Annotated in this window: 10 protein-coding genes, 2 tRNA genes, 3 rRNA genes and 1 pseudogene; 6 read left to right on the top strand and 10 right to left on the bottom strand. The window is 42.1% G+C overall.

What is annotated here, in order from left to right:
• Window positions 1-146 precede the first annotated feature (146 nt).
• The 4 genes from AC5EUN_RS07370 (at window position 147) to AC5EUN_RS07355 (ending at window position 5,322) form a co-directional block, all read left to right on the top strand.
• Window positions 147-1,520, top strand: a complete 1,374-nt coding sequence (locus AC5EUN_RS07370) for an ABC1 kinase family protein (RefSeq protein ID WP_010326762.1) — start codon at window positions 147-149, stop codon at window positions 1,518-1,520.
• 231 nt (window positions 1,521-1,751) lie between these two features.
• Window positions 1,752-3,038, top strand: a complete 1,287-nt coding sequence (locus tag AC5EUN_RS07365; protein ID WP_171056741.1) for an acyl-CoA dehydrogenase family protein — start codon at window positions 1,752-1,754, stop codon at window positions 3,036-3,038.
• 17 nt (window positions 3,039-3,055) lie between these two features.
• Window positions 3,056-4,255, top strand: coding sequence for an acyl-CoA dehydrogenase family protein (locus tag AC5EUN_RS07360; protein ID WP_094148610.1), 1,200 nt, complete (start codon window positions 3,056-3,058; stop codon window positions 4,253-4,255).
• Between the two features lie 506 nt (window positions 4,256-4,761).
• On the top strand, window positions 4,762-5,322 hold the full coding sequence (locus tag AC5EUN_RS07355) for a lytic transglycosylase domain-containing protein (protein ID WP_010326766.1): 561 nt from the start codon (window positions 4,762-4,764) through the stop codon (window positions 5,320-5,322).
• A gap of 189 nt (window positions 5,323-5,511) precedes the next feature.
• Here the strand turns inward: AC5EUN_RS07355 and rrf are convergent.
• From rrf to ftsY, 9 genes and pseudogenes are all read right to left on the bottom strand, one after another.
• A 5S ribosomal RNA gene (gene rrf / locus AC5EUN_RS07350) occupies window positions 5,512-5,626 on the bottom strand.
• A 170-nt stretch (window positions 5,627-5,796) separates the two neighbouring features.
• Window positions 5,797-8,690 (bottom strand): 23S ribosomal RNA (locus AC5EUN_RS07345).
• Between the two features lie 338 nt (window positions 8,691-9,028).
• A tRNA-Ala gene (locus AC5EUN_RS07340) sits at window positions 9,029-9,104 on the bottom strand.
• Between the two features lie 67 nt (window positions 9,105-9,171).
• Window positions 9,172-9,248, bottom strand: a tRNA-Ile gene (locus AC5EUN_RS07335).
• A 61-nt stretch (window positions 9,249-9,309) separates the two neighbouring features.
• Window positions 9,310-10,847, bottom strand: a 16S ribosomal RNA gene (locus tag AC5EUN_RS07330).
• The 16S, 23S and 5S rRNA genes sit together here with 2 tRNA genes alongside, the layout of an rRNA operon.
• A gap of 417 nt (window positions 10,848-11,264) precedes the next feature.
• On the bottom strand, window positions 11,265-11,927 hold the full coding sequence (locus tag AC5EUN_RS07325) for a DUF2057 family protein (protein WP_010326767.1): 663 nt from the start codon (window positions 11,925-11,927) through the stop codon (window positions 11,265-11,267).
• A 199-nt stretch (window positions 11,928-12,126) separates the two neighbouring features.
• Window positions 12,127-12,720 (bottom strand): nitroreductase family protein, encoded by a 594-nt coding sequence (locus tag AC5EUN_RS07320; RefSeq protein WP_010326768.1) that lies wholly within the window; start codon window positions 12,718-12,720, stop codon window positions 12,127-12,129.
• Between the two features lie 173 nt (window positions 12,721-12,893).
• A pseudogene (locus AC5EUN_RS07315) lies at window positions 12,894-13,579 on the bottom strand (nitroreductase family protein).
• Between the two features lie 193 nt (window positions 13,580-13,772).
• A complete protein-coding gene (gene ftsY, locus AC5EUN_RS07310; protein WP_010326771.1) occupies window positions 13,773-14,879 on the bottom strand; it encodes a signal recognition particle-docking protein FtsY in 1,107 nt (368 codons plus the stop codon).
• Between the two features lie 195 nt (window positions 14,880-15,074).
• On the opposite strand from ftsY, the gene AC5EUN_RS07305 reads away from it, so the two are divergent.
• Together AC5EUN_RS07305 and AC5EUN_RS07300 are read left to right on the top strand one after the other, a co-directional pair.
• Entirely contained in the window at window positions 15,075-16,454 is a 1,380-nt protein-coding gene (locus AC5EUN_RS07305; RefSeq protein WP_010326772.1) for a M16 family metallopeptidase, read from the top strand.
• On the top strand, window positions 16,454-18,046 hold the full coding sequence (locus AC5EUN_RS07300) for a M16 family metallopeptidase (protein WP_010326773.1): 1,593 nt from the start codon (window positions 16,454-16,456) through the stop codon (window positions 18,044-18,046). Before AC5EUN_RS07305 ends, AC5EUN_RS07300 begins: the two co-directional genes overlap by 1 nt.
• Window positions 18,047-18,422: 376 nt before the next feature.
• Here AC5EUN_RS07300 and AC5EUN_RS07295 read toward each other — a convergent pair whose 3' ends face one another.
• Window positions 18,423-18,782 (bottom strand): hypothetical protein, encoded by a 360-nt coding sequence (locus AC5EUN_RS07295; protein ID WP_004697078.1) that lies wholly within the window; start codon window positions 18,780-18,782, stop codon window positions 18,423-18,425.
• Window positions 18,783-18,922 lie beyond the last annotated feature (140 nt).

The raw sequence follows: 18,922 nt of genomic DNA, 5'->3' as shown, positions 1-18,922 counted from the left end.
AGGCTTTATTTAGATGGTTGCTTAACACTTATGGCCTTTTTTAACTCTAGATTCAGCAAGTTGAACTTTTTTAATACGTGAATACACGATATTATCCGTTACAATCTAAAATGCTGCCCTTGCTGATGAAAGGATTTTACTGAATTATGTCAGATCACAACGATAAGCTTAAACAACTGAAAACCTCCTCTATGGATCGTCGTTTATCGATTGCCAAAGCTTCGTTGCTTGCTGGAACACGTTGGGCTGCTTCTAATGCGACAACTATGTTTTCTAGCGAAGAAGAAAAAGAAAAGAAACGCAAAAAAGCAATGAAAGAACAGGCCGATTATCTTGTTTCTGAAATAGGCAAACTTAAAGGTTCTATCGTCAAAATTGGCCAAATGATGGCACTTTATGGTGAACACTTTCTACCTGAAGAAATCACACAAGCCTTAAATACTTTAAATAATCAAACAGTCGCTTTAGCGTGGCCTGCGATTAAACAGCAACTGCACAGCCAGTTGGGTTCTAAACTAGATGATTTGACCATCGATCATGAGCCACTGGGCACTGCATCACTGGCACAAGTCCACCGTGCAACGCGCAAGTCTGATGGTTTAGAGATGGTATTGAAAATTCAATATCCAGGCGTTGCTGAAGCTATTGACTCAGACATGAGCCTGTTTAAAAACATGCTTAAACTGACACGAATGGTGCCGCAAACACGCGAGTTCGACCAATGGTTCGATGAAGTTCGTGAGATGATGCACCGTGAAGTGAATTATAAAATTGAGGCTGCAACCACACGCCGCTTTGCTGCTCGCTTAAAAGAAGACCCTCGCTACATCGTGCCACAAATTATAGATGGCTACTGCACAGACCAAGTATTGTGTATGACATTTGAACGTGGCGTGCCGATTAACAGCCCTGTCATGCTGTCTCTGCCGCAAGAACGTCGCAACAAACTTGGTGAAGCATCACTTGAAATTGCGGTACGCGAGATTTTTGAATGGGGTGAAATGCAGACCGACCCGAACTTTGGTAATTACCTCGTTCGCTTAGGCAATGGCAATGACATCTTGGATAAAATCGTTCTGCTTGATTTTGGTGCAATCCGACAGTTTGATGAACACTTACTTAGTGTTGCTCGCAAGCTCATTCATGCTGGGTTTAATCATAGTAGTGAAGAAATGGTTCAAGCAATGACAGGCTATGAGTTTTTCGACTCTATCCCTCAAAGCATTAAACCCGATATGGCTAAAGTCTTCTTACTTGCAACTGAAGCATTCAGCAGCCCAAGCAACAACCCAGACTTACCTGCTGGTGTTATGGGTGAAAACTTTGCTTATGACTGGAAAGCAAGCCAGCTTCATAGCCGTGTAATGCAGCAAGCTTCAAAGTCGATGGCATCTCGTTATTTCAGTGTTCCACCCAAAGAGTTTATGTTTATCAGCCGTAAATTCATCGGTGCTTATACCTTTATGACTGTGATTGAAGCGAAAACCAATGTTCGTGCAATGGTGAAAAAATTTATCTAAAAGTACATTGACCAAAATGACGCGATGTCATTTTGGTCAATTGATCAATCACTTCAATTCCAAACGATTCAATAAAAAATTTAAAAAACAAAATATTAGAATAATTTAAAATACACCACATACCGTTTATCTTTGACAATACATCATGTCAGTCATGACATAGTTATTCGTATGCCGCTATGTCAGCATAAAACCACAGAATAATTCTGCTGGATGAAAATAATGACAAATATGGTAAATAAGGCGCAGGGATTTGGCTTATCACTGATCACAAAAATGGCAAGTAGCGACGTACTTGACCAATTAAAGCTTAGAAAATTTGTGGAGAAATCGCTATATCAAGGCTCAAAAGCGGGCTATAAGACTTTATCAAAAACACAAAAAGCCTTTAAAGCCAATAAGGATCTGCATAAACAGCGACTCAACAATCAAGAAAAATCATTATTTGATCTGAGCTATTCAGAAGATCAGCAAATGGCCATCGACACCATGTCACAGTTTGCCGCCGATATACTTTACCCGTTAGCCGCAAGTGCCGATCAAAATGAAACTTTTCCAACAGAACTTTGGCAATATATTGAAGAGCTAGGTCTGAACTTTTATGCTTTGCCTGAGGCGCTTGGTGGTGTCGCTGCTGAGAAAAATATTTTGAGCAATATACTTATTGCAGAGCATCTGGCCAAAGGTGATTTTAGTTTAGCCGCGGGTATGCTCTCTACCTTTAGTGTAATTAATGCCATTACACAATGGGGTTCTGAGCAAGTACAAGCTTTATATTTAAATAGTTTTGTGCAAGACAGTAGCATTCGCGCTAGCTTTGCAATTCAAGAAGTTACGCCTGCTTTTAATCCTTACCTGTTAAAAACCAAAGCCATTTCATGTGATGGTCAATATTTTATTCAAGGTGAAAAGACACTGGTACTATTGGCTGAAAGTGCAGATATTTTCCTTGTCAGTGCTGAACTTAATGGCCAAGCTGAAGTTTTTATTCTCAGACGGGATGAAAGTATTCAGTTTAAAAAATCTCCCGCTATGGGACTCAAAGCAACGGAAACAGCAACTTTAATTTTTAATCAAACCCCTGCTTTACGCTTAGGTGATGAAGATTTCAACTACACGGCATTTTTAGACCTCGGCAATTTAATGTGGTGTGCAATGGCGGTCGGCACATGTGAAGCGGTCAAAAAATATTGTATTGAATATGCCAATGAACGTACCGCCTTTGGTGAACCAATTTCTCACCGTCAAAGTGTTGCATTTATGATTGCCGATATGTCCATCGAAATTGATGCCATGCGTATGCTCATTCTAAATGCCGCAAGTCTAGCTGAATCTGGGCAGACATTTCACCGTGAAGCCTATTTAGCACGCTTACTTTGTGCCGAAAAAGCCATGAAAATTGGCACCGATGGTGTACAGATTTTAGGTGGGCACGGATTCACCAAAGAACACCCTGTTGAGCGTTGGTATCGTGATTTACGTGCAACAGCGATTGTTCACTCTGGTCTACATGCATAATAAAAAGGAAAACTGGCATGAATTTACAAAACCCTAAAAAATTTAAATTACTGATTGATCAAGCCCACCAAGTGGCCATCAATGTACTTCGACCTATCTCCCGAAAATACGACAAAGCTGAACACAGCTATCCTAAAGAACTGGATATGTTGGCATCTTTGGTCGATGGTATGAATGAAGGCGGTGAAGGTATGAACGCGGGTGCTGCTATCGGTAAGCGGGGCACCAATGAACAAGGCAATAAAAATGGAGTGAATCTCTCTACCGCTTTAAGTGTAATTGAAATGTGTTATGGAGACACCGCTTTACTTCTATCAATGCCCCGCCAAGGGTTGGGAAACTCAGCAATTGCAGCTGTTGCCAATGAAGAGCAGTTAGAGCTTTTCAAAAACACATGGGCAGCCATGGCAATCACTGAACCAAACTGTGGTTCGGACTCAGCCGCGATTCGCACCACAGCAATAAAAGATGGTGAAGATTACATCTTAAATGGTGAAAAGATTTTCGTGACTTCAGGAGAGCGTGCTGACGCTATCGTCGTTTGGGCAACGATGGATAAAAAATTAGGCCGTTCAGCGATCAAATCTTTTGTAATTCCTAAAGGAACTGCTGGCATGACAGTGGAACGTTTAGAACATAAGCTAGGAATCAAAGCCTCTGATACCGCAGTTATTCGTTTAATCGACTGCCGAGTGCCAGCCAATAACTTACTAGGAAATGCGGAAATTGACATTGCTAAAGGCTTTGCTGGCGTGATGGAAACTTTTGATAATACCCGTCCGCTCGTTGCAGCGATGGCTATAGGCTGTGCCAAGGCCTCACTAGAACGCATTAAAGAGATCTTCAGCGATTGTTTAGATCCTCAATATATAACCCCATACTTACAAACGACTCATATTGTGAGTCAAATTTATCGTATGGAAGCCGAATGGGAAGCAGCACGTTTACTGACCTTAAAAGCCGCATGGATGGCAGATAACAAGAAACCGAACTCAAAGGAAGCCTCCATTTCCAAAGCCAAAGCTGGTCGAATTTGTAATGAAATTACCCTTAAGTGCGTCGAACTTGCGTCAACGGTTGGTTACAACGAAGATGAGCTTTTAGAAAAATGGGCAAGAGATTCTAAAATTCTAGATATTTTTGAAGGTACGCAACAAATTCAGCAACTCATTATCGCACGCCGTGAACTCGGAAAGTCATCGAGCGAATTGAAATAATATAAAACATCTCATTCAGATATGTTGATGCCATAGTTTTTATAAATAGAAGATTATGGCCTCACATTGAAGTAATATAAAAGTAGAAATTACTGGACTTAAATTCATGCTATCTAACAACGGCTGAACTTATTTGTTGGGCTTCAAAAAACGTATCGCTATCACAGAACTTAGATTTATTGAGCAAATTTAATATTTGGAGAATAGTAAGTCTTACCAACTTAGATACTGCTTAGGCTATTTGTTATAAGCAAGAAGAATTTCTTTGACTTGTCCATGCAATCACCTATAAAAAAGTTAAATACTATGGGGTTATATGACAAAACTATCTTTGCAAGTGGATCTACTAACAGCATAAAATCTAGAATTTCAATTAATCGCCTCTATTTAGCTTAAATAAAGTACGGATTTAACAAAACCATAAAATAGTACCTTCTGTCTCAACTTGACTGTAATTGCACAGCTCAATATGATCTTCTCAGACATTATACCAATGGATATACAGTTTGCTGAATTATCAACGATACTTGCCAACATCTCATATTAAAGCTAAATCTGTTTTAATTTTAACAACAACTTTAATATTTACTGGTTGTTCATCACTTGGTGGCGGTTCAGTTGAAAAGCGTTCAGCAAAATTAGCCAATGGCATTCAAAAGGCATATGCTGTTGAACCAACAACAGCACTACGTATTGCACCTATGATTGTACAAAGTGCAGATCGTTATAATGTGGATCCATTACTAGTTGCAGCAGTCATAAGACAAGAGTCTAGCTATAGAAATTATGCCGTTTCCCCTGCTGGTGCTATTGGACTTACTCAAGTTATCCCACGCTATTGGCAACAAACCTGCCCTGGCGATTTATTTGAAGAGATTAATAATATTAATTGTGGCACCTATATTCTCGCTAGCTATAACCAAAAAGCAGAAAGTTGGCCCAAAGCTTTGGCTTATTATAATGTCGGTCCAACAGGATACCATTCGACCTGGAAAATGAAGCGTCAAGGAAAGAAATATGCCAAACAGGTTAAAGCACATCAAAAAAACTTAAAAGATGCTCTGTAACCTCTTTTAAATAAGACATAAAAGTCAGCAACTGCTGGCTTTTTACCATTTAGGCCCTTATAGATAAGCTATTTCACTTGTTCTCTATCTCTTTTTCCCTATTAATAATTATTTATTTTTATTATTTTAATCTTTTCAGCATAAAAAAATCCCCCTCTGCTTTAAGCGGAGGGGGATTTAGAATTAATGAGCTGGCGATGACTTACTCTCACATGGATAACTCCACACTACCATCAGCGCTAAGAGGTTTCACTTCTGAGTTCGGGAAGGGATCAGGTGGTTCACTCTTGCTATTGTCGCCAGCACAACTGTTTATGACTATTCGTTGGGTCTTATTTACACATTGTGTATGCCTAACTTTCATCAAATGAGTTATTAACAGGTATATTTGAGTTGGATATTGTATCTAGCTTTATAACTAAATCAAGTTGTTTGCAGTGATTTGAACCACAACACCAACTGTTTGGGTGTTGTATAGTCAAGCCTCACGAGCAATTAGTATTGGTCAGCTTCACATATCACTATGCTTCCACATCCAACCTATCAACGTCGTAGTCTTCAACGGCTCTTTAGAGGACATAAAGTCCTAGGGAAATCTTATCTTGAGGTAGGCTTCCCGCTTAGATGCTTTCAGCGGTTATCCCTTCCGAACATAGCTACCCGGCGATGCGACTGGCGTCACAACCGGTACACCAGAGGTTCGTCCACTCTGGTCCTCTCGTACTAGGAGCAGATCCTCTCAAATTTCCAACGCCCACGGTAGATAGGGACCGAACTGTCTCACGACGTTCTAAACCCAGCTCGCGTACCTCTTTAAATGGCGAACAGCCATACCCTTGGGACCTGCTTCAGCCCCAGGATGAGATGAGCCGACATCGAGGTGCCAAACACCGCCGTCGATATGAACTCTTGGGCGGTATCAGCCTGTTATCCCCAGAGTACCTTTTATCCGTTGAGCGATGGCCCTTCCATACAGAACCACCGGATCACTAAGACCTACTTTCGTACCTGCTCGACTTGTGGGTCTCGCAGTTAAGCGCGCTTTTGCCTTTATACTCTACGCGTGATTTCCGACCACGCTGAGCGCACCTTCGTACTCCTCCGTTACTCTTTAGGAGGAGACCGCCCCAGTCAAACTACCCACCAGACATGGTCCTCGCTCCAGATAATGGAGCAGAGTTAGAACCTCAATATTACCAGGGTGGTATTTCAAGATTGGCTCCACCGAAACTAGCGTCTCGGTTTCAAAGCCTCCCACCTATCCTACACAAGTAAGATCAAAGTTCAATGTCAAGCTGCAGTAAAGGTTCACGGGGTCTTTCCGTCTAGCCGCGGGTACACCGCATCTTCACGGCGAATTCGATTTCACTGAGTCTCTGCTGGAGACAGCGCCCCCATCATTATGCCATTCGTGCAGGTCGGAACTTACCCGACAAGGAATTTCGCTACCTTAGGACCGTTATAGTTACGGCCGCCGTTTACTGGGGCTTCGATCAAGAGCTTCGCTTACGCTAACCCCATCAATTAACCTTCCAGCACCGGGCAGGCATCACACCCTATACGTCCACTTTCGTGTTTGCAGAGTGCTATGTTTTTAATAAACAGTTGCAGGGGCCTGGTTTCTGTGGCTGCCAATAGCTCAAGGAGTAAATCCTATCACCGTCGGCAGCGTACCTTCTCCCGAAGTTACGGTACCATTTTGCCTAGTTCCTTCAGCAGAGTTCTCTCAAGCGCTTTGGTCTACTCGACCTGACCACCTGTGTCGGTTTCGGGTACGATTCCTATGTAACTGAAGCTTAGAGACTTTTCCTGGAAGCATGGTATCAGCCACTTCACTGTACAAGTACAGCTTGCTATCAGTTCTCAGCATAGAGTACCCCGGATTTGCCTAAGATACATGCCTACAACCTTCCACCTGGACAACCAACGCCAGGCTGACTTAACCTTCTCCGTCCTCTCATCGCATTACATAGAAGTATTGGAATATTAACCAATTTCCCATCGACTACGCCTCTCGGCCTCGCCTTAGGGGTCGACTCACCCAGCCCCGATTAACGTTGGACTGGAACCCTTGGTCTTTCAGCGTGCGAGTTTTTCACTCGCATTGTCGTTACTCACGTCAGCATTCGCACTTCTGATACCTCCAGCATACTTCTCAATACACCTTCATCGGCTTACAGAACGCTCCCCTACCACTTACACTTACGTGTAAATCCGCAGCTTCGGCATATAGTTTTAGCCCCGTTACATCTTCCGCGCAGGCCGACTCGACTAGTGAGCTATTACGCTTTCTTTAAAGGGTGGCTGCTTCTAAGCCAACCTCCTAGCTGTCTATGCCTTCCCACATCGTTTCCCACTTAACTATAATTTTGGGGCCTTAGCTGGCGGTCTGGATTGTTTTCCTCTTGACTACGGACGTTAGCACCCGCAGTCTGTCTCCCGGATAGTACTCATTGGTATTCGGAGTTTGCATCGGTTTGGTAAGTCGGGATGACCCCCTAGCCGAAACAGTGCTCTACCCCCAATGGTATTCGTCCGAGGCGCTACCTAAATAGCTTTCGGGGAGAACCAGCTATCACCGAGTTTGATTAGCCTTTCACCCCTATCCACAAGTCATCCCCTGGCTTTTCAACGACAGTGGGTTCGGTCCTCCAGTTAGTGTTACCCAACCTTCAACCTGCTCATGGATAGATCACCCGGTTTCGGGTCTACACCCAGCAACTAAACGCCCTATTAAGACTCGATTTCTCTACGGCTCCCCTATTCGGTTAACCTCGCTACTGAATGTAAGTCGCTGACCCATTATACAAAAGGTACGCAGTCACCGAACAAGTCGGCTCCCACTGCTTGTATGCATGCGGTTTCAGGATCTATTTCACTCCCCTCACAGGGGTTCTTTTCGCCTTTCCCTCACGGTACTGGTTCACTATCGGTCAGTCAGGAGTATTTAGCCTTGGAGGATGGTCCCCCCATATTCAGACAAGGTTTCACGTGCCCCGCCCTACTCGACATCATCATATAAGCCCTTTCGTGTACAGGACTATCACCCACTATGGTTGCACTTCCCAGAGCATTCCACTAGAACTTATATGACTTAATGGGCTTTTCCCCGTTCGCTCGCCGCTACTGAGGGAATCTCAATTGATTTCTTTTCCTAAGGGTACTGAGATGTTTCACTTCCCCTCGTTCGCCTCGTATGACTATGTATTCATCATACGATACCTGCCTTATGACAGGTGGGTTTCCCCATTCAGAAATCTCCGGATCACAGGATATTTGCCGCCTCCCCGGAGCTTATCGCAGGCTATTACGTCTTTCATCGCCTCTGACTGCCAAGGCATCCACCACATGCACTTAATTACTTGACTATACAACCCCAAACAGTCGTAGCACCTACAAGTAGTACTAGGACAGATCGATTGCTCGATCATACAGTTTGTTGCTCTGTGTACTTAAACACCGTACAGCTTCAATTCAATTCACATACCAAAACGCTTGATTCAGTTAATTTCGCTAGTAACTCATTTCTTCAATCTTCATCAATCAGTAATAAATCACTGTTAATGTCGATCTTAAAAACGAGTATGAACAAATTATTTCAACTCAAATATATTCTGTTAATGATTTTTCCAGCCTTCGTCAGGTCAGGAAACTGTGATAAATCACAGAAGTTAATAAGCTTTAACTTACTAAGTTCTATAATCTATGGTGGAGACTAGGAGAGTCGAACTCCTGACCTCCTGCGTGCAAAGCAGGCGCTCTACCAACTAAGCTAAGTCCCCAGCTTATCAATAAGTCAATGTTTCTGTTTTCTGTATTCAGCATTTAACAATGCTTGTTAGTCAGATTTGGTGGGTCTGACAAGACTTGAACTTGTGACCCCACGCTTATCAAGCGTGTGCTCTAACCAACTGAGCTACAGACCCTCAGATACATCGTCATGAAGAACAACTTGTTGTGGATTCTTACCAATCGTCAATCTTTCGTTAAGGAGGTGATCCAGCCGCAGGTTCCCCTACGGCTACCTTGTTACGACTTCACCCCAGTCATCGGCCACACCGTGGTAAGCGTCCTCCTTGCGGTTAGACTACCTACTTCTGGTGCAACAAATTCCCATGGTGTGACGGGCGGTGTGTACAAGGCCCGGGAACGTATTCACCGCGGCATTCTGATCCGCGATTACTAGCGATTCCGACTTCATGGAGTCGAGTTGCAGACTCCAATCCGGACTACGATCGGCTTTTTGAGATTAGCATCCTATCGCTAGGTAGCAACCCTTTGTACCGACCATTGTAGCACGTGTGTAGCCCTGGTCGTAAGGGCCATGATGACTTGACGTCGTCCCCGCCTTCCTCCAGTTTGTCACTGGCAGTATCCTTAAAGTTCCCGGCTTAACCCGCTGGCAAATAAGGAAAAGGGTTGCGCTCGTTGCGGGACTTAACCCAACATCTCACGACACGAGCTGACGACAGCCATGCAGCACCTGTATGTAAGTTCCCGAAGGCACCAATCCATCTCTGGAAAGTTCTTACTATGTCAAGACCAGGTAAGGTTCTTCGCGTTGCATCGAATTAAACCACATGCTCCACCGCTTGTGCGGGCCCCCGTCAATTCATTTGAGTTTTAGTCTTGCGACCGTACTCCCCAGGCGGTCTACTTATCGCGTTAGCTGCGCCACTAAAGCCTCAAAGGCCCCAACGGCTAGTAGACATCGTTTACGGCATGGACTACCAGGGTATCTAATCCTGTTTGCTCCCCATGCTTTCGTACCTCAGCGTCAGTATTAGGCCAGATGGCTGCCTTCGCCATCGGTATTCCTCCAGATCTCTACGCATTTCACCGCTACACCTGGAATTCTACCATCCTCTCCCATACTCTAGCTTCCCAGTATCGAATGCAATTCCTAAGTTAAGCTCAGGGATTTCACATCCGACTTAAAAAGCCGCCTACGCACGCTTTACGCCCAGTAAATCCGATTAACGCTCGCACCCTCTGTATTACCGCGGCTGCTGGCACAGAGTTAGCCGGTGCTTATTCTGCGAGTAACGTCCACTATCCTAGAGTATTAATCCAAGTAGCCTCCTCCTCGCTTAAAGTGCTTTACAACCAAAAGGCCTTCTTCACACACGCGGCATGGCTGGATCAGGCTTTCGCCCATTGTCCAATATTCCCCACTGCTGCCTCCCGTAGGAGTCTGGGCCGTGTCTCAGTCCCAGTGTGGCGGATCATCCTCTCAGACCCGCTACAGATCGTCGCCTTGGTAGGCCTTTACCCCACCAACTAGCTAATCTGACTTAGGCTCATCTATTAGCGCAAGGTCCGAAGATCCCCTGCTTTCCCCCGTAGGGCGTATGCGGTATTAGCATTCCTTTCGGAATGTTGTCCCCCACTAATAGGCAGATTCCTAAGCATTACTCACCCGTCCGCCGCTAGGTCAGGTAGCAAGCTACCCTTCCCCGCTCGACTTGCATGTGTTAAGCCTGCCGCCAGCGTTCAATCTGAGCCATGATCAAACTCTTCAGTTAAAATCATTAGTAGCTTATGGCTACAAATCTTGGCTCATCAATTTTCTGACAAATATTTCTCAAATAAACTTCGAGTAATTTTTACCTTCAATCAATGAAATATTTTCGATCGATCAATCAGTAAAAATCCACACAAGTTGTTCTTCATAATCTCTTAATGATCTTCTTGCTGATTCGTCATCAGCAAGACCTTCGCTTCAAGTTATTCACTACATTGCGTTGGTGTGCTGGGTATTCTATACAGTTTTATTTGCAGCGCAAGTACATTTAAATAAATAATTCAAAAAACCCATTCGACTGGTTATTTTTAAAGCAAAACATACATTTTAGATTAAATTATAGTCAAGTTGACTACCATATAAATGCGCTATCTAAATAAAAAAAACAGCTAACGCTGTTTTTTTTAGAATGTACCAGCTACTGTGCTTGTTCAGCAAGCCAAGCCATAAACGCTTGGCGTTCAGATTTAGATGCACTTTTCCAAGTATTAATTAATTGTTGAGCATTGCCAGAACTTGTTAAATCTTTTTGTTTATCTGTTCCAGCTTTCGCAACAACAGCTTGTGACGTATAGACCGGTGCAGGTTGTACCACTGTCGTTGCTTTTTGAGTTAGATCGGTTGGTGCATCAGTAAATAGATTTTGAAGAATGCCTGCATTTTGAGTTTTACTGCCCTTTTGCTCAACCAGTAACTGATTTTTGGCATTGTAGAGACCAAAGATCGGCTGCTTGGCATAAGCTTTTGCATCATCATGGTTTTGTGGAGGATTGATCAGTGCCAAACGGTAAGACTGTTGGTCTTGTAAAATTGGGGTCTTAATATTCACAATCCCTGAGCGAACAATATCGTGTGAGCCAATACCCGGATGCTCTTCAAAAAATTGGGTATAGCGAACACTGATAATATTTTCCCCCGCATCAATATTATATTTATTGTCAGAACTAAATAAACGACTCTTAACCTCTTGCCCATTTAAGCCTTCAATTTTTATTTCCTCTGGAGCAGTAATAGTCACTGCTGAAAATACTGAAGAACTCAACATCAATGCTATTGTTGCAAGGGTTATGCGTAAGGTCATTTTTTACACTCTATCGATGGTTTATTAAAGTTTAGTTGCACTATGCAGTGTATAAATGACAATTTTATGACAATTTCTGAGCTTAGAACCAACTCAACACTACAATATATAGTGCTAAGCTTTTATATTTTAAAGATAAGTCTCAAAACAAAAAAAAGAGCAGACTTACTCTGCTCTTTTTCATTTTAAAAACCAATTATTAATTGAATGTTTTAAAGCGATCCGCTTCCGCCATAAATGTTTTCTCACCCGCAGGTGCTTCAATCGAACCAAAAACAAGTTGTGCACGAAGTTTCCAATTCGCAGGGATATCGAAGATCTCTGCAATCTCAGCATCTACGATTGGATTGTAATGCTGTAATGACGCACCAATATTTTGTTCAGATAACGCAGTCCATACGGCAAATTGAGCAATTGCAGAAGAATGTTCAGACCACACTGGGAAATTATCCGCATAAAGCGCAAATTGTTCCTGCAATGATTTTACAACGTCTTGGTCTTCGTAAAATAAAACCGTACCATAGCCTGCAGCAAAGCTATTAATTTTGGTATTTGTACCTTCAAAAGCAGCTTCTGGAACAATTTTACGTAAAGTTTCACGCACGATATTCCAAAACTGCAAATGCGACTCACCAAACAAAGTCACAATACGAGAAGTCTGTGAGTTAAATGCAGAAGGACTGAGATTTACCGCTTCTTTAATTACAGATTCAATTTGTTCTGGTGTTAATGCTACATTTTTACCAACAGCATAAATGGTACGACGTTGTTTGATGTGGTCTAAAAATGACATGTTATTTTCCTCAGCGATCTCACGATCTTGTTATATGCAGATTCATACTCATCATAGCTATAATTTCAAATTTGAACATGCTTAATTCAGCGACATAGTGTCTTAAAAATAGAACAATATGCCATAACATTACAAAACTTGATCTAGAAACCACTAAAGATTATTCCGTGTCATTATGCATAAATCATAAAGCGCTCTTCATCTTTATAATATTCTTTTTCAGCGGCTTTTTCCTCTATCGAACCAAAGACCAATTGCGCACGTAACAGCCTATGTTTTGGAATCTCAAAAACCTTGGAGATATCAGCATCAATACTCGGGTTATAATGTTGTAATGACGCACCCAAACCTGCATCTGCTAGACAAGTCCATACAGCATATTGGGCCATACCTGAAACTTGCTCTGACCAAACTGGAAATTCTGCCGCATCAAAAGGAATTTTCTTTTGTAATTTTTGAATGATCTGCTGATCTTCATAGAATAGAACTGTACCAAATCCTGCCGAGCATTGATCAACCTTCAGTTCTACACCAGCAAAAATATACGCGGGGACTAACTTGCGCTGCACTTCTTTTACGACATTCCAAAAGTGATGATGTGAATCGCCCATTAAAATCACAATACAAGTACTTTGTGAATTATGTGCCGAAGGCAACTTCGCACAGCCTCTTGGATCAATTCAGCTAAATACACCTGACTTAAATGTACACGCTTCCCTAAAACATAAATACTACGTCGCTTTTTTAGTTGATCGATAAATGTAGTTTGTTTTAGGTCTTCTTCGTGATTTTTTTTAAATTTTAAGTCTTTGGTTAAGTCAGTTGTTAGAACTTGTCCAATTTTATGTAATAAAGCCATACCGTGTTCCCCAAAATGTACAGTGATGCCTATTGTGTTAGGCGCTAGTGTAATCGCAGGAGAATCACTTATATTCATTACGTGATTTCTAAATGTTTGTTTTTAAAACAAACAAATTGAATCAAAAAATAAACTCCGCATTTAGCGGAGTTTATGTGACTGATCTAACACTTTAAAATTGTGCTGTTCAATCTTATTTCTCTGTTTCGAACAAAGCAGCAACAAAGGATTTTGCAGAGAAAGGACGTAAGTCGTCAATTTTCTCACCGACACCAATGAAGCGAATTGGAACATGCGTACGACTGGCAATATTAAATAGTACACCACCTTTCGCAGTACCATCGAGTTTAGTAATCGTCAGGCCTGTCAAGCCAACTGCCTCATCAAACATTTCTACTTGATTAATCGCATTTTGACCCGTTCCTGCATCGACCACCAACATAACTTCGTGTGGCGCAGTCGCATCAATTTTTTGCATGACACGTTTTACTTTGGTCAACTCTTGCATGAGATGACCTTTATTATGTAAACGACCTGCGGTATCTGCGATCAAGACATCAACACCTTTCGCACGCGCACTTTCAAACGCATCGAAAATTACGGAAGCGCTGTCAGCACCATGGCCTTGTGCGACTACGGCAATATTATTACGTTCACCCCAAATTTGAAGCTGCTCAGTCGCTGCCGCACGGAAAGTATCCCCCGCAGCAAGCATCACTTTCTTGCCTTCACCTTGTAAGCGTTTTGCCAATTTACCAATGGTTGTGGTTTTACCCACACCGTTTACACCCACCACCAAAATCACATAAGGCGTTTTGTTCGGATCGATGTGTAAAGATTTCACACGTGGTGCAAGTAAAGCGACCAACTCTTCTTGAAGCGCTTTATAGAGCGAGTGCGAGTAAATTAAATCGCCACGTGCAGTACGTTCAGTCAAGTTAGCAATAATGGTTTTCGTTGCATCTACACCAATGTCGGCTACTAAAAGCTGTTCTTCAACTTCTTCAAGCAGTTCATCATCAATTTCCTTACCGCCGATCAAAATATTGACCATACCATCGGCAAGGTTTTTACGGGTTTTGGTTAACCCTTCTTTCATGCGACTAAAGAAACCGCCTTTTACAGATGTATCTGCTTCTTCTGCACTTGTTTCAGCAACCACAACTGAACTAACAACTGTTTGCTCTTTTGTTTCAACGATTGGCACATTGACCACAGGTAAACTTGGTAGTGTGACATCGTCATCCCCGATATCAGCATCAATCAAAAATTTGTTCTGCTCATTAGATTGCTGTTGCATGCCGAATCCTTGAAAAGCACTGCGTTAAAAAAGACGGATTCTACCATAAAAGATAGGCTTTCGCTTAGCAACAATACTTTATGTAAACACTTAACAAATCAATACTTCTGGCGCTTGATCTACTTCGCATTTTTCTTAAGAATGGTTATTTATTGAAATGCTTTAACTTCACTTCAACCTGAGCCCAAATTTTATATGCACCACTTATTAGTCACGCATTCTTATAAAAAAAGATTAGTTGCACTGGGTTTAACTCTACTTTGTTTACCTATAACTACCCATGCACAAATACGCAGTGAACTTACCCGCAGTAGTTTTGAAACTACTTTAAGCAATGGCTTGCAGGTGATTATCCGTGAAGATCACCGCTCCCCAATGGTCATGACCCAAATTTGGTACAAAGTCGGCAGCACCGACGAGTCTGGAAATATAACGGGTATTTCGCATGTGCTGGAACACATGATGTTTAAAGGCACATCCAAAGTTCCCAATGACGAATTCAGTCGCTTAAGTCGAATCTATGGCGGTACAGTAAATGCTGCAACATTTACCAATTACACCAATTACTATCAGCTTTATCCCAAAACTTACTTTCCGATGGCTTTAGAACTTGAAGCCGATCGTATGCGCAATCTCTTACTACGGAAACAAGACTTTGACCCTGAAATTAAAGTGGCGATGGAGGAGAGGCGCCTGCGTACCGATGACAACCCACGCTCACTCGCTTTCGAACGTTTCAAATGGATTTCGTATCCCACAAGTCACTATCGTCAACCCGTCATTGGCCACATGAAACACTTGCAAAATATAAGTCTAGATGATGTCAAACAGTGGTATCAAAAATGGTATAGCCCAAACAATGCGATCTTGGTGATTGTGGGTGATGTCAATGCAGAATCCGCGCTCCGACAAGTTCAAAAATACTTTGGCGACATCAAAAGTCATCCAACACCTGTACGCAATGATGTGACTGAGTTTGAAAACATTGGTTACCGTCACATGGAACAAAATACCAATGTTGAAGTGCCCAATTTATATATGGCTTGGAATGTCAAATCACTTGCAACAACAGCCAATCCAGAAGATGTTTACGCGCTCACACTTATTCGAAGCTTGTTAGATAGCGGGATCAGCTCTCGATTACAACAGCGCCTTGTACGCGACAAAAAATTAGCGACCGCACTGAGTGTCAGTTATGACCCTTATAACCGTGGAGACAGTCTATTTAGTATCTCCGCACTTCCTGTCACTGGCGTGGAACTTCCCGAACTACAAAAAGCCATTGAACATGAAATTGAGCGACTCCAAACAGAACTTGTTCAACCACAAGAGCTAGAACGGATAAGTACACGCTTCGTTGCAAACTTAATTTATGGTCAAGATGACATTATCGGGCAAGCAAAGATGATTGGAAACTTAGCCGTGAATGGCTTGAATTATCGACTGATGGATCAGCTTCCACAGCATTTTGAAGCGGTTACACCTGAAGATATTCAGCACGTTGCTCAAACTGCTTTTGTTCGTAATAACTTAAGTACGTTGTACCTTCAACCAGAAAAGAAGGCCACAAAATAATGAAAAATCAAAAGACCATCTTTCACCTATTATTTATTACCATGTCTACCTTTTGCACTACCAATGTAATTGCAGATGTAAGTACAAGCAGTATTAGCAATGATGACCCACGTACATTACAGTCTGTTGCTTCTCTACAAAGCTTAAAACAAGTTCAAGCCAGCGACTTTTATACAGCACCACATGTACACGAACTTAAAAACAAATACAAAGTTCGAAGTCTATTTGTTGAGTCACCCGCCTTACCCATGGTGGATATTCAACTTACCTTTAATGCAGGCTCTGCACGAGATATAGAAGTAGAAAAAGGACTATATGGCGTTGCCAATATGGCAGCACAACTCATCGATGAAGGCACTACGCAACATGATGCGGTTGAAATCGCGAATGCCTTTGAACAAGTCGGGGCTCGTTTTAGTGTAGCTGCACACCGTGACATGTTTGTGGTTCGACTGCGTTCATTGTCTGACCCTAAAAAACTAGATGCTGCAGTGAGTACCATGCTTGAAGTATTAAAAGACTCTACTTTTAAAAATAACAGTATTAATTTGATGGTGAGCAATACCCAAGTGGGCCAGAAGCAGTTGAAAGAAAGCCCTAGTCGATTGATGAGTATTCGCTTTTATCGCGCGCTCTACGGTTCGCACCCTTATGCGGAACCGATTACAGGAACCAATGGCAGTATTAAAAAAATTACGACTCAGCACTTAAAAAAATTCAGAGATGAGTTTTTGGTTAGTCAAAATATGAATATTGCACTGACAGGCCAACTCAGTGTGAAACAAGCACAGAAACTGGCTGAACGAATAAGTGCAGCCCTCCCACAAGGTGAAGCAGCAAAGCCACTTGCTGTACCGCAAGATAAACCTAACTTTGATATTCAACACATTCTGTTTAATTCAACTCAAGCCCATGTCACCATGGGACATCTATCAACCACGCGGGATAATCAGGATCGTTTGGCGCTCGAACTAGCTAACCGTATGTTGGGTGGGGGTGGATTTAGCTCCATTTTAATGAAAGAACTACGCGTTAAGCGTGGATACACCTATGGAGCAAACAGTGCTTTTACATTTAGCCAAGCGGCTGGAAGTTTTAGTCTAAGTTATTCAACCCAGCAAGATCAGCTCATGGACAGCATACAAGTGGCGCATAAAGCCCTAGTTGACTTTGTCCATCAACCAATTGATGCACAGCAGTTAGAAGAAACTAAAGCCGGTATGTTACGCAGCCTACCCAACAGCTATAGCAGCAATGCAAACATCAATGCACAACTGGGGTCCATAGGGTTTTATCAACAAGATGCGAATTATTTAGCAGACTACCCAAAACGTTTAGCTGAGATCACGCCTTTAGATGTCCAAAATGCGATACGTAAACACATTCACCCTGAAAGTCTTACCCTTGTGATTGTCAGTAATGCTTTAGATAAAGAGCAACTTCGACATATTTTAGAATTGAATCTTGACCCGAATATTAAGCAAAGCATGCCGCATCCTGATCAAATTCCTGCGATTATTGAACCTCCGGAGCCAATGCCGGAAGCTGCTTCGCCCGATTCTGCTCAAACTGATGAGCCTGCATTAATCTAAAGTAATCAATATAGGAAATCTGGTTTTCCAAAACCAGATCTTGAGCCATCTCTTGTGTTTCTGGGAAAGTCGCTTGATGAGATAAGCGACTTACATTTTCAAATTGGTTTGGGGAAATGGGCCGAGATAAAGCGATACTCGATAAAATGACAATATGCATAATGATCGACGCCATCAAACCATTATAAATTTGTACAAGTGTAATCTGTGATTTTAATTTAAGAATTTTTTGGATCGCAATGTGCATAACCTACCTCTAGTGAAACTAGTGTAAGTAGCGAATTGCATAATCACAAGTTGAAATGCTGAAAAATGCCCCCATTAATACTAAAGAGGACATAATTTCAGCAAGTCAGATTGTTTGTAAAGCAGAAGTCTAACCAACAATGCTACGAATAACTGCAAAATAGAGCACTAAGGCAATTACCCCCAATGCAATCATAATGGCGAAAGCCCCAACACCATTTTCTGCATCTGCAGGGTGTGCAGGATCGTCATCTGCAATACGTCTTAGCTCTCCATTGTATGTTTCATAAAAATCAGCCCGTTGATTTTCATCAAGCTGACGTGTGAAATCATAAACTCGTTTACGTTGTGCCAAACAAAAATCACCAAGATGAATTTCTTGATGAAAAACTGCTTCATCTAATAGTGTTCGGTGATATTGCGCCAACGCTACAATTTGAGAAACAGTTGGAGGCATATCAAAATCAAAACCGTCTAATGTATTTGTCATGTTATTCTCCTTATAAAATACAGTTTCCTGTTTTATTATCATATTCAATCTTTTGATTGTTCATTGTTTAATCATGTAAACAAAATAAGATGAAGAATACTCGACAATATATTTGACAATTCCAGCAATTTGTAATAAAT

The organism is Acinetobacter sp. CAU_H_S170_2 (assembly GCF_058890445.1).
Note: the sequence above shows the minus strand (reverse complement) of the source record. Positions and strands in the feature narration are given on the sequence as shown.

Excerpts from the sequence above, each read along its gene's own strand:
- AC5EUN_RS07320 (WP_010326768.1), bottom strand. The coding sequence starts at position 12,720 with ATGTCATTTTTAGACCACATCAAACAACGTCGTACCATTTATGCTGTT.
- ftsY (WP_010326771.1), bottom strand. The coding sequence starts at position 14,879 with ATGCAACAGCAATCTAATGAGCAGAACAAATTTTTGATTGATGCTGAT.
- AC5EUN_RS07305 (WP_010326772.1), top strand. The coding sequence starts at position 15,075 with ATGCACCACTTATTAGTCACGCATTCTTATAAAAAAAGATTAGTTGCA.
- AC5EUN_RS07295 (WP_004697078.1), bottom strand. The coding sequence starts at position 18,782 with ATGACAAATACATTAGACGGTTTTGATTTTGATATGCCTCCAACTGTT.
- AC5EUN_RS07325 (WP_010326767.1), bottom strand. The coding sequence starts at position 11,927 with ATGACCTTACGCATAACCCTTGCAACAATAGCATTGATGTTGAGTTCT.
- AC5EUN_RS07370 (WP_010326762.1), top strand. The coding sequence starts at position 147 with ATGTCAGATCACAACGATAAGCTTAAACAACTGAAAACCTCCTCTATG.
- AC5EUN_RS07365 (WP_171056741.1), top strand. The coding sequence starts at position 1,752 with ATGGTAAATAAGGCGCAGGGATTTGGCTTATCACTGATCACAAAAATG.
- AC5EUN_RS07360 (WP_094148610.1), top strand. The coding sequence starts at position 3,056 with ATGAATTTACAAAACCCTAAAAAATTTAAATTACTGATTGATCAAGCC.
- AC5EUN_RS07300 (WP_010326773.1), top strand. The coding sequence starts at position 16,454 with ATGAAAAATCAAAAGACCATCTTTCACCTATTATTTATTACCATGTCT.